At 44.0% G+C, this 11,153-nt stretch carries 11 protein-coding genes and 1 pseudogene; all 12 read right to left on the bottom strand.

Going from position 1 to position 11,153, the window contains the following annotated elements; genetic code table 11:
• Positions 1-1,684, bottom strand: a 1,684-nt coding sequence (glgB, locus tag ACSLP7_RS01855; protein WP_435577733.1) for a 1,4-alpha-glucan branching protein GlgB, incomplete at its 3' end; no start/stop codon positions are given.
• A 9-nt stretch (positions 1,685-1,693) separates the two neighbouring features.
• Positions 1,694-3,319 (bottom strand): trehalose synthase, encoded by a 1,626-nt coding sequence (locus ACSLP7_RS01850; protein ID WP_435577732.1) that lies wholly within the window; start codon positions 3,317-3,319, stop codon positions 1,694-1,696.
• Positions 3,319-5,256 carry an alpha-1,4-glucan--maltose-1-phosphate maltosyltransferase gene (locus tag ACSLP7_RS01845; RefSeq protein WP_435577731.1) on the bottom strand — a complete coding sequence of 646 codons (1,938 nt, stop codon included), beginning with the start codon at positions 5,254-5,256 and terminating at the stop codon, positions 3,319-3,321. Before ACSLP7_RS01845 ends, ACSLP7_RS01850 begins: the two co-directional genes overlap by 1 nt.
• Before the next feature lie 127 nt (positions 5,257-5,383).
• The gene (locus ACSLP7_RS01840) at positions 5,384-5,812 is read right to left on the bottom strand and encodes a DUF2147 domain-containing protein (protein WP_435577730.1); all 429 of its coding nucleotides are present in this window, start codon (positions 5,810-5,812) and stop codon (positions 5,384-5,386) included.
• A gap of 46 nt (positions 5,813-5,858) precedes the next feature.
• Positions 5,859-6,557: a hypothetical protein gene (locus tag ACSLP7_RS01835; RefSeq protein WP_435577729.1), complete on the bottom strand. Its 699-nt coding sequence runs from the start codon at positions 6,555-6,557 to the stop codon at positions 5,859-5,861.
• On the bottom strand, positions 6,554-7,327 hold the full coding sequence (locus tag ACSLP7_RS01830; RefSeq protein ID WP_435577728.1) for an SOS response-associated peptidase: 774 nt from the start codon (positions 7,325-7,327) through the stop codon (positions 6,554-6,556). The genes ACSLP7_RS01835 and ACSLP7_RS01830 overlap by 4 nt, the downstream gene beginning before the upstream one ends.
• Complete coding sequence (locus ACSLP7_RS01825; protein WP_435577727.1) at positions 7,327-7,785, bottom strand: hypothetical protein; 459 nt, start codon at positions 7,783-7,785, stop codon at positions 7,327-7,329. Before ACSLP7_RS01825 ends, ACSLP7_RS01830 begins: the two co-directional genes overlap by 1 nt.
• 1 nt (position 7,786) lies before the next feature.
• Entirely contained in the window at positions 7,787-8,326 is a 540-nt protein-coding gene (locus tag ACSLP7_RS01820; RefSeq protein ID WP_435577726.1) for a CIA30 family protein, read from the bottom strand.
• A gap of 66 nt (positions 8,327-8,392) precedes the next feature.
• Entirely contained in the window at positions 8,393-10,099 is a 1,707-nt protein-coding gene (locus ACSLP7_RS01815) for a T9SS type B sorting domain-containing protein (RefSeq protein WP_435577725.1), read from the bottom strand.
• Between the two features lie 38 nt (positions 10,100-10,137).
• Complete coding sequence (locus ACSLP7_RS01810) at positions 10,138-10,605, bottom strand: hypothetical protein (RefSeq protein WP_435577724.1); 468 nt, start codon at positions 10,603-10,605, stop codon at positions 10,138-10,140.
• Between the two features lie 63 nt (positions 10,606-10,668).
• Positions 10,669-10,890 (bottom strand): CatA-like O-acetyltransferase, encoded by a 222-nt coding sequence (locus tag ACSLP7_RS01805; RefSeq protein WP_435577734.1) that lies wholly within the window; start codon positions 10,888-10,890, stop codon positions 10,669-10,671.
• 32 nt (positions 10,891-10,922) lie between these two features.
• A pseudogene (locus ACSLP7_RS01800) lies at positions 10,923-11,153 on the bottom strand (hypothetical protein); the annotation flags it as partial.

Here is an 11,153-nt window from a genome sequence, read left to right as displayed (position 1 = left end):
TCAAATCATCCTTAGGGTCATTTCCTTTGCGAATGTAGGCCATCACTGAGTTTTCACTATCCGTATAGTCAATCCACTCATAGCCATCGGCACTAAATTGCTTTTCGTGTAAAGCTTTTTCTTTTCTGTAGAGTCCGTTTAGGGCTGCTACGTAATTCTGCATGTTTTTGTGATCGGCATGCTCAGTAAGATGCCAGTCCAAGCTGCCGCTAAAGTCCCATTCTGCCCATTGGCCAAATTCGCCACCCATAAAGAGTAATTTGGATCCAGGGTGAGTAAACATGCATCCGTATAGCAAACGCAAATTTGCAAAGCGCTGCCAAGTATCCCCGGGCATACGATCCAAGATGGACTTCTTACCGTAAACCACTTCATCATGGCTCAGCGGCAGCATAAAGTTCTCCGTAAAGGCGTAAGTCAGACTAAAAGTAATGTCGTTTTGGTGGTGCTTGCGGTAGATCGGTTCTTTTTTGAAGTACTCCAAGGTATCGTGCATCCAACCCATCATCCACTTCATACCAAAGCCAAGTCCGCCTAAAAAAGTCGGCTTGGACACCATCGGGAAGCTCGTGGATTCTTCCGCTATGGTTTGTACTCCTGGGAATTCACCGTAAACGGCTTCATTGAGTTCTTTAAAGAATGAGATCGCGTCTAAATTCTCACGCCCACCAAATTGGTTGGGTTCCCATTCACCGTCTTCACGGGAATAATCTAAATAAAGCATGGAGGCTACTGCGTCTACACGCAAGCCGTCTGCGTGGTAGTGATCCAGCCAAAACAAGGCATTACTGATCAAAAAGGCGCGAACCTCATTACGTCCGTAGTTAAAGATCAAACTCTTCCAGTCTGGATGGTATCCCTTTTTACGGTCCGGATGCTCATAAACGTGTGTTCCGTCAAAGAGTCCCAAACCATGCGCGTCTTCAGGAAAGTGAGAAGGAACCCAGTCCAAGATCACACCAATGCCTTCTGCGTGCAGGGCATCGATCAAATATTTTAAATCTTCTGGTTTTCCAAAACGAGAAGTAGGTGAGAAGTAGCCGGTTAGTTGGTATCCCCAAGAAGGATCATAAGGATATTCCATGATCGGCATGAACTCCACATGCGTGAATTGCATTTTCTTCACATAGGCAACCAGTTCAGTAGCCAGCTCAATATAGGTTAGCGGTCGGTCCTCAGCAGTATTGCGCATCCAAGAACCCAAATGCACCTCATAAACAGAAAAAGGTTTATCCAAAGCATTGTGCTTAGGTCTTTCTTTGAGCCAAGAGCTATCCTTCCATTTGTAGGGAGCGTCCCAAACAATAGAAGCTGTTTTAGGCGGATGCTCTGTTCTAAAGGCAAAAGGATCGGCCTTTTCGGTCTTAATATCGTTGTGATTGCTGTGGATCTTATACTTGTATTTGGCTCCTTTTTGAACTCCGGGAATAAAGCCTTCCCAAATACCAGAAGAATCCCAACGTATGTTCAGCGGATGTTCGCCTTCCAACCAATAGTTAAAATCTCCAATCACAGAGACCGCCTTAGCGGCAGGCGCCCAAACGGCAAAGTATACGCCTTGGACACCATCGACCTCCGTGATATGGGCACCAAACTTTTCATAAAGCTTAAAGTGCTTTCCACCTTTGAAGAGGTCAATATCAAAATCACTAAAAAAACTGTGAGCAATTACCTTATTAGACATGGTCTTGATTTAGTTTTCATTCATTATTGATGCGATTCCTTCTAGTGGGATCACAGCCCAACGCGGACGCGCGTTCATTTCATAGCCGAGCTCATAAACGGCCTTTTCTAACATGGCGTACTTGAGCATAAATACGCGTTCTTGGTTGTAACCGATGTTGATATTCGCGTTGCGGATCACATCCGTATAGGTATTTAAAAACACCCCGATCATATAGCGATACAGCAATTCCCCAGCAGCAAAAAGCTCTTTTTGCTCATAAGGGAACTGTTCACCTTCATTAAAGATGGTCGCATAGATCGCGTAGTGAAAAGATCGGAACAATCCTGCAACATCCTTAAGAGGTGGTTGCTTGACCTTTCTATCTCGAATCGTGCTTTCCGGTTCTCCTTCAAAATCTAAAATGAAGAAGTCTCCGTTTTGAACCAATACCTGACCCAAATGATAATCGCCGTGCACCCGCAGGCGCTCTCCTTTGAGTTTGGTCCAATTAAAGGTTAAAAAGCGTTTTCTGATCTCGTTCTTATTGTCGAGGAAATCTTGTGCAAGCTCCAGGGCCAAGCCATCCAACTTATGCAAATTGTTCTCTAAGGTGTTCAAACGATTTTGAAACTGATAGAGCAATCGGTTTTTAAGCCAAACCTCATAATCGCCATTAAAGCGTTCTGGAGCAAAAGCAGTTTCCTCAAATTCAGAGCCCAAAGCAATATGCATTTCTGCGGTCCTTTTGGCTAGCTGTTGAAGTTCTAAAAAGATACTCAAACCTGCCCAGTCAATGATCTGTGGAGGTACATCAGCTATGGTGAGGCGCTCAAACATCTCGGTATGTGGAAGTGCATTGATCTTAATGTTTTTGTGTCCTAAATTATCAAAGACGCCTTTGAGTTTGCCCAGCATGTATTCCCAAGCATCTCCCTGATTGGGTACTAAGCCTTGCATTAATGCAATGGTGATGACTAATTTGTCGGAATCAATGATATTGATACTTCCCTGATAGCTCGGCGTATTTTTAAATCCTTTTTTATCTGATAGGAATCGGGACATTTCATAATCCGGATTCTTATTAGCATAGATGCGTCTAAAGAACTTGATCACCAAGCGTTCGTTAATGATAATGGAAGTGTTGGATTGCTCCATCCCCATAAATCGAGAGGACTCATAGGCTGTTTCTACAAAGGATTCACCACGGTGATATTTGACGCGCTCTTCCTCGCCAGCTTTTGCATGCAGGATGCGTTCAAAGACCAACTTTCTAAATGCCTCTAAGTTAACAGCATCAATGAGGAACCCTTCATTCCCTTGAATGCTCAAGTTCATGATCCGATCTTCCTTGGCAAAATTCTCATCGGTCACAAAGGCAATCGGTAAGAAGTAGTGCTGATAAAAGGCTTCTTCAAAATTGATCTCCAGGATCAACCCGTAATAGACCTCACCGTGTTGTTCAATCCTGAAATACTCCTGCAGGTCTATATATTTCAATCGGCTGGATTTACCGCCGTACCAACGCTGTTGAACAATATAACGCTCCAATACCTCTGAGAGGAACATTTTCACAAAACCTGGGTCGTCCATGAGGGCTTCCCAAGCAACATTAAAGTTGGTTGTGCTCTTCACAGTTGATTTGCCCTTAGCCATTACTTTTTGATTTTAAACAAGTGAAAGGGTAGTGCCGGGTGCAGCTCGACAAAATTCCAGCGTTTGTCCCAGATATAGCTGCTTTCCGTAATGAGATCGTGTACTGTGACGGCTTGTCCTTCTTGAATGCCCATAGCCTCTAGAGGCAATTCCACCCAACCGCTTTGCGGATAGTAAGGATCTAAGTTAACCACCATTAAGGTTTGGTTCTCTCCATCCACATCGCTTTTGAAATACGCCAAAAGCTGATCGTTCTCTACACCCAAGAACTGAATGTTATTGGTTTGCTGTAAAGACGCGTTTTCGTGTCTGATGTGATTGATCTTGCTGATCAGCGTAGTGAGTTTGTTTTCAGCTTCCCAATTCCAGTGGCGCAATTGGTATTTTTCAGAATCCCAATATTCCTCTTTTCCAGGAACTGCATCGCTCACCATATACTCATAAACAGGGCCGTAAAGTCCAGTATTGGAGCTCAAGGTAGCTGCTAAGAAATAGCGGCTCAAATGAATGGCTTCGTTTCCTCCTTGTAGTGCCCAAGGGTTAATGTCGGGCGTATTGGGCCAGAAGTTGGGTCTAAAGAAGTATTTCTGATCGGTCTTAGTGAGTTCCTCTACGTATTCGATCAGTTCTTGTTTGCTGTTTCTCCAAGTGAAATAGGTATAGGATTGACTAAATCCTTGTTTGGCCAATTGATGCATGACCGCTGGACGCGTAAAGGCCTCAGAGAGAAACAATACGTCTGGATATTTCTTCTTGACCTCTGCCATCAACCATCCCCAGAAATAAAAAGGCTTAGTGTGTGGGTTATCCACTCTAAAGATGCGAATGCCGAATTCTTTCACCCAATACAAGGCACAATTCAACATTTCTTGCCAAAGGTTCTTCCAATCGGTACTCTCAAAATAAATTGGGAGGATGTCTTGATATTTTTTAGGCGGATTTTCAGCGTACTGCACTGTTCCGTCGGGACGCCATTTAAACCATTCTGGGTTTGACTTAACCCAAGGATGGTCTGGAGCTGCTTGAAGCGCAAAATCCATTGCCACTTCAATTCCTAATTCTTTTGCTTTGTCTACCAATGACTTAAAGTCTGCTTCATTACCCAGATCAGGGTGCAGGCTTTTGTGTCCGCCTTCTTCAGCTCCGATTCCCCAAGGAGAACCTACATCGCCGTCTAAGGCTTCTGTACTGTTGTTTTTCCCCTTACGATTTACGCGCCCAATGGGATGAACAGGAGGGAAGTATAAAACATCAAAGCCCATTTTTGCCACTCTTGGCAATAGGGCTTCACAATCTTTAAAGGTTCCGTGTTGACCTTCCTCACGAGCCGCAGAACGCGGGAAGAACTCATACCAGGTACTAAAGCGAGCTTTCTCACGATCTGCATAAGCTTCCAATGCCGCAGATTCATTGACTACACTTTTGATTGGGTACTTTACAAAGATTTGATGCAATTCTTCAGATCGAGATGCTGCCTCTGCTTTTTCGTACTGATTGGGATCTTTAAAGGCTTCAATAAGCTCTTTCAAATACTTTTTCTCAGTTGCATTCGCAGCCTTGTGGATTTCTTCTAAGTACTCAGCACCTTCTAACAACTCTGAATTGACGTGCTGATTGTCATCAATTTTACGTTCAATCCCGTGCTGCCAATTCAAGGCGTGATCTACCCAAGCTTGGATTTTATATTGATAGCCTCCTTGCTTTGCGGTATGGAAGCCAGCTGCCCAGCCGTCATTTCCTGTCGGTTGCATGCGGACTTCGCTCCATTTGCGTTCCGATTGATGTTTGAAAAGCAGGCTGCAAGCAATGACATCATGTCCATCGCCAACTACCGTTGCTGTAACGGGGAGGTATTCACCCACGATGCTTTTGATGGCGTAAGTTCCGCCTTCTAATTGTGGGTATATGTTTTCAATAATTACACGACTTTGGTTCATCAGAAGTGATTTACTGGTTTGGTTGGCTGTAAAGATAAACATAAGACACCTGAAATGGTATCCCTAAAGGCCTAATTACCAGTAAAAATTACCGAAAACGTTTGCGCGAATTTGCGCAAATTTGAGACTATTCTTTGATGCGCTCAAAGACTTCTGTACGACCAAAAAGAGAGATGCCAATATAGCCGCGAGCTTTGAGATCACCGTCTGGTTCTAACCACATTTTACAGGAGTAGATGTTTCCGTTTTGTGGGTCGTATATTTTCCCGTCGACATATTTTCCATCGTCGTATGAGAAATCAGTCAAGAAAACCAAACCTAAAAGCGATTGATTGCGTTTTTTGGGATCGGGATTTAAAGTATCTCGACCCGCTCTTTCTGTCCAAACTGTCTTGCCGTAGTATTGATTCCCTTCTTTGTAGATCTCTATTTTTGCGTTCTTAGTTGGGGTCCAATAGCGACCTAAAACAGCGTCGGGACCTTTGCCGCTATTTTGAGCCTGTACAAACAGTGGTAAAAACAAAAAGAAGGAAACACTTAACAGATATTTTTTCATAGCGTTTGGAATCTCTGTGTATTGGGTCGTGAACTCAGTATGAACATTACTGCTGAGGGTCCAGCTTTTCAAAAGTGCGTGTCTCTATGGCTTTGATCACACCTTCTGAGATTACCGCTCTGGAGGTCCATCGGCCTTGATCATCTCGTGTACGAACTTCATAACTACTTGGAAAGCGATTTCCACTGGGATCGATGAAAACATAAGCCGTTTCTTCACCCCGCTCATCAAACTGATACTCATAGTTCCATTGCACTATGGCATTGGGCCCAGGAGCGGTACCATCAATACGCGTCTTCCCATCATTCTCATATTTGGAAAAACCGCGATACATCTCAACACCTGTAGCGGCGTCGTGTGCGCGGAAGCCTACACGACGGCCTTGATCGTCTAGATCGTATTTGTAAGTGATCTTGAGTTCACCTTTCTCAAAATAACGAGAGCCTGATTTTTGTCCTTCGTCGTTGTAAGTGAATTGGTCTTCCCAAGCAATGCTTCCATCCCTGTTGTAGAACAAATTGGCCAACTCATTGCCCTGATCTCCATAGATCATGGTTTGCAAGGCCTGTAAGGCGTCTTTGACCATAACTCCAGACGAATCCTTAACACTAAAGCCTCTAATGATGGCGCGTTCCGCAGGCGCCTCTTCAATTTTAGCAGTAGCAGTAGGCGTTTCTGTTTGCTCTTTACAGCTCGCTAAAACAATTAAGAAAAGTGATATTAAGGTCCAAATGCTCTTGTTCATAGTGCCAAATTTAAGGCTTCATATTGAAATGGTTCTGTAATTTCTGGAACATTTCCAGGATAGCTTTTTCCGCGGAGCTTCGCCACAGGATGTGCGTTTAATTCACCTTCTTTCCATGGTCTTATCAATCCATCTAAGGTTTCTTTTTGCTCCGGATTTCGGGGGTCTGCGTGCAACCAGACTTCAGCCTCCTTTTCATTGAGTAGGACAGGCATCCGCGCTTCTTTAGCTTTGGGGTTATTGTGGATTTTAGCCATCATAGCATTGGCCTTAGTGGTCACCAAACTAAAACTGGTCCATACCTCTCCGCTTTGTCGGTCCGTCCATTCGCTCCAAAGACCGGCCATACATATGGGAGATTGGTCTGGGTTGTAGATAAAGAACGGATAGGCTTCCCCGTCTTGGTGGTGATGTTCAAAGAACCCATCCACATAAACCAAACATCGTTTACTTTTAAAAGCATCCCTAAATGAAGGTTTCTCTGCTATGGTCTCCCCACGAGCGTTAATAGTTGAGTTCCAAAGTTTGTTCTTTAACACGCTATCCTTAACCCAATGAGGGATCAAGCCCCAATGCGCAATAATGGGTTTAAAAGGATCCTGAGCCGTATAGATGAGTAATTTAGGATGTGCAAAACCGCTTTTATGATGTGCCGGCAAGTCTGTGTAAGGTGCCAACTTTTGCTCAATTTCCAAGATCGCGGCCACGTCATTGTTGCGTTTGGCACGTTTTAATTGAGATTCAAGACTGGCTTTAATATCGTAACACATCAGAGGGTGAAATCATTTGCTCTTAAGGCTTGTGCTGCCCGTTGATTGAGTTGAAAGTCTAGCGAATTTACAAAAGATTCTATTTTGTGATTTGCAAAACAGCTGCGGATGCTATCATTATATGCCACTAAGACTTTGTAATGATCCAACAACTTGGCCATTGCCGGCTCATAACCCATTTCATTACACCATTGCAGGTAATCATCAGAATCATCCACAACTTCTAAATGATCCAAACAACAGGCTATATGTAGTAAGGGATTGTCGATTTGAAGATCGCGGTATTCATCATCCAAATACAGGTTAATGCTTTTATCTGCCATAGTAAAGGACACGACCGTGTGGTCTGGTATGAATGCGTCGACCTCTAAAAGTTTATGCACTTGAATGCGGTGCTTTGTTACAAAAGACTTGAGTGCTATAAGTTCGGGATAATTGGGATACTCAGCTGGCGACACGCTAACTAAACTTTATGAAATCAACCTCAATACGATAGATTCCAGCCCGTTTTTCATCAGAGATAAGTCCGAGGCGAATGATCTTTTCCAGCACACGCGGGCTTATTGCATTTCCAGTGGCTTTACCCACGCGGTACTCCATAAAATCATTTAGATCCAAAGTGATGGTTTTCCATTGTCCATCGGTCTCTGGTAGGGAAGTTTTGTAATTGGGACGATACCACAATCGGCTGTTATTCAGAGTTAGGGCAAAGTCCATTCCCGTAGAGCGGTATTTAATAATCACCGTGCTAAACCCAGAGAGGTCCAAGGCTTCAAAAGGACCTCTTGCTGAGGCAAATCCTCCATTGTTCTCCAAAGACACTTGGCCTTCAAACACGAAACTAGTTGGGGTGTAGTTTAATCTTCCGCTGGACATACCGCCCATAACCCCATCGTTGAGAGCAAACCAATCTTGGTTATTGCCCTGGGTTCCAAAGTCAATCAGTAAGGGTTGAGTTGCCCACATAATGAAAACGCCTAACAGAAGTACGATCTTCATGGCAATTTTTACTCAAATTTACGGCTTTATTTGCCAAATTCCGAGTGGGTGAAAAAGAAATAACCTTTATCTAACTAAGGAGAAATATCCTCTAAAAACTTGATTGTCAAAAGTTTCAGCACGATACCAATAACCTGATGATGGCAAAGGGTTGCCGCGGTAAATTCCGTCCCAGCCACGGCCGTTAGGATTGATGCGGGCCAAGAGCTTGCCATAGCGATCGTAAATGTATATGTCTCTTAATGGTAAAGGATCCACACGAGGCGCGATATAGTTCCACAGATCATTCACACCATCTCCGTTAGGGGAGAAATAAGGTGGAAATCCAGTTGGTGGGAACAACAATCTAAATGGGCGCTCTACAATACCGCAGCCGTTTTTGTCACGGATGTACAAAATGTAGTTGCCCTCTGTAAGCCCATTGAATTCTGGGGAATCCTGATAGGGCCCATCAATGTCCAAGGCAAACTCGTAATCACCAATACCAGAAACCACGGTCTCCACATTAAAGAAATCCCCAAATTGACGAATAAAGAACTCATCGATCTGCGCTTCTTGAGAAGCTACCACGGTAAACTCAGAAGAGCTTGCACATTCCAAAAGGGAGCCTTGGCCATCGTCAGTGGTCACGTAAGCTTCATAGACATAATTGCCCGTTTCTTCAAGTTCCACAGTTTCTGTTTCTGAGATCAGCAATAAGTCCCCGGATTCCGTAACGCGATACCAGCGGTATCCATCCGCAGGGTCTGTTGCGGTAACCACTCGAGGGATATCACCCAAACAAATTCCAATACTGTCTGGAAAGCTGATCTCTGGATTCAATACAACGAGCTCTCCGGTCTCTTCATCAAAGAAAGGTCCACAACCCAAAATGGTAGAAAACGACTCTTGTAGACAATCTATAGCTTGTCCTGCGTCGTTAAACGGAATAATACGGACAAAATAGGTGTTGTTGGGTTCAAAATTGAACACAAAAGTAGAGGTAGTGGTAAAGATGGCTCCATCCACCACATCATTCTCAAAAGGAGATCGGCCTATATACAGCAAATAGCCTGTTGCTCCAGGCACAGGTTCCCATTCCAATAAGGGTGAGAGCGCTACATTGAATTGTCCGTCAACAGGGTTGATCAGCATGGTACATCCAGGAGGTTCACCTAAAGAGCCTGTAATGAAGGATTCTTCATTACAGATCGTTGCAATTCCGTTTTCATTATAGGGCACGATCTCCACAAAGATCTCAGTGCCTGCAGGGAAATCTGCTGGTGGGTTATAGGTTAAGGTATTACCAACGTCTAAATTCAATTCAATATCTCCAAGACCCGGCGCAGTTCCAATGGTGAGACGGTATCCTGTAGCTCTAGGAGCGTAATTCCAACTTAAGTTAGTTCCTACATTAACCCCTGTATCACCGTCCAAGGGTGAGTTCAGGTTAGTACAGGTCGGTGGATTAACCTCGTTGCGCGTAGTAAACGGGATGGCATCACAAATAATGTCTGGCTGATCAAAGAAGAAAAGCGTTATGGTCACATAGATGGTTGTAGACTCCGGTAAGCCTAAAGGCGGATTGTAAGTAGTCACGGAGCCAACCGGTTGATTAGAGACGATCTCACCGCCTCCCGGAGTAGTTCCTAAGGAGACTACATAACCGGTTACTCCAACAACCTCTTCCCACGAAATTGCAGTATCAACGGGCACATTGGTAGCTCCTGCTGTGGGTAAGGTCAAATTTGGACATTCTTGGGCAAAGCCTGATAGGCTCAACAGGAAAGCCACTAAGAATGACCTAAAAAGCATACTGAAATGAAACGCGGTTAATACTTACATTGTTGTCCCAAAAAGGTGACAATCTCATCTGGCTTTTCCAAGGTTCCCCTGTAATTCACGCAGTTACCGTCTACGCTCAGAAATTCAATAAGAACTCCATTGTTGCGATTAATCATTTGCTGCACTTCATCCAAAGGACCTTTTGAGTCGTCAAACCAAATTCTGTAAGAACAGGAATTGATCCACTTGATGATACCGTATTTGGGGTTTTCAGCATTTTCTGGAAGCAGCCCTTTTGGCGCGCTGTCCACCGTTTCTACTAAGGATTCTCCTTGACGTGTGATCATGTAGGAAACAGGCAATTCCTCAGTGGGGGGAATGTAGAACCTGCCGTCTTTAAAATCAGCGCAGAAGCTATCCTGAGCCTGCATCGATCCGAAGATCAACAACAACAAACCCAAAACGATACAGGAACGAATTCCCGTTTGACCCCAAACGCTGCTTTTAACGATCAATTGTAGTGTCGCAATTTTTGATAAAGATAGGTAAAAATGCTAAAGCCTTTCAGGGATTAACGATCAGTTTTGATTCAGAAACTCTTGAATTTTATCTACAAATTGTCCCACATGGAAACCATCCATTAGCGCATGATGCACGTGAATAGCACAGGGAATTCTCAAGCGGTCTGATTCTGAGATCATTTTGCCAAAACTCACCTTAGGACAACTGTCTGGGAAGGAGAAACTACGGGCATGAGATAAGCTGGTAAAATCCAACCATGGAATAACAGAATAATGAATGGAGTCTGCTCGCTTGGTGTCTTCAGTAATGCCTAATCCGGCTCTTTGTAAAGCAGCTTTACGTTCTGGAAGGGGCTCCTTTTCAGGAATTCTTCATAAGTATCCGCAAAGGGCATATAGGTAAACACGAAGGTTTCATCTTCCTTGAGCTGCACAGCGTTTAGGTGGATGGTATCAAAAACCACGGGACGTTTGTCTATGATTCGATATCTAAAGGATTCTACTGCATTACTGGCCCATGAAGCTGCATAAAGGTAATAAAG

Source organism: Gilvibacter sp. (assembly GCF_965601605.1).
Taxonomy (GTDB): Bacteria; Bacteroidota; Bacteroidia; order Flavobacteriales; family Flavobacteriaceae; genus Gilvibacter.
The sequence above is the reverse complement of the archived record's forward strand: the minus strand, read 5'-3'. Positions and strand labels throughout refer to the sequence as shown.

Excerpts from the sequence above, each read along its gene's own strand:
- ACSLP7_RS01820 (WP_435577726.1), bottom strand. The coding sequence starts at position 8,326 with ATGAAGATCGTACTTCTGTTAGGCGTTTTCATTATGTGGGCAACTCAA.
- ACSLP7_RS01850 (WP_435577732.1), bottom strand. The coding sequence starts at position 3,319 with ATGGCTAAGGGCAAATCAACTGTGAAGAGCACAACCAACTTTAATGTT.
- ACSLP7_RS01840 (WP_435577730.1), bottom strand. The coding sequence starts at position 5,812 with ATGAAAAAATATCTGTTAAGTGTTTCCTTCTTTTTGTTTTTACCACTG.
- ACSLP7_RS01830 (WP_435577728.1), bottom strand. The coding sequence starts at position 7,327 with ATGTGTTACGATATTAAAGCCAGTCTTGAATCTCAATTAAAACGTGCC.
- ACSLP7_RS01835 (WP_435577729.1), bottom strand. The coding sequence starts at position 6,557 with ATGAACAAGAGCATTTGGACCTTAATATCACTTTTCTTAATTGTTTTA.
- ACSLP7_RS01845 (WP_435577731.1), bottom strand. The coding sequence starts at position 5,256 with ATGAACCAAAGTCGTGTAATTATTGAAAACATATACCCACAATTAGAA.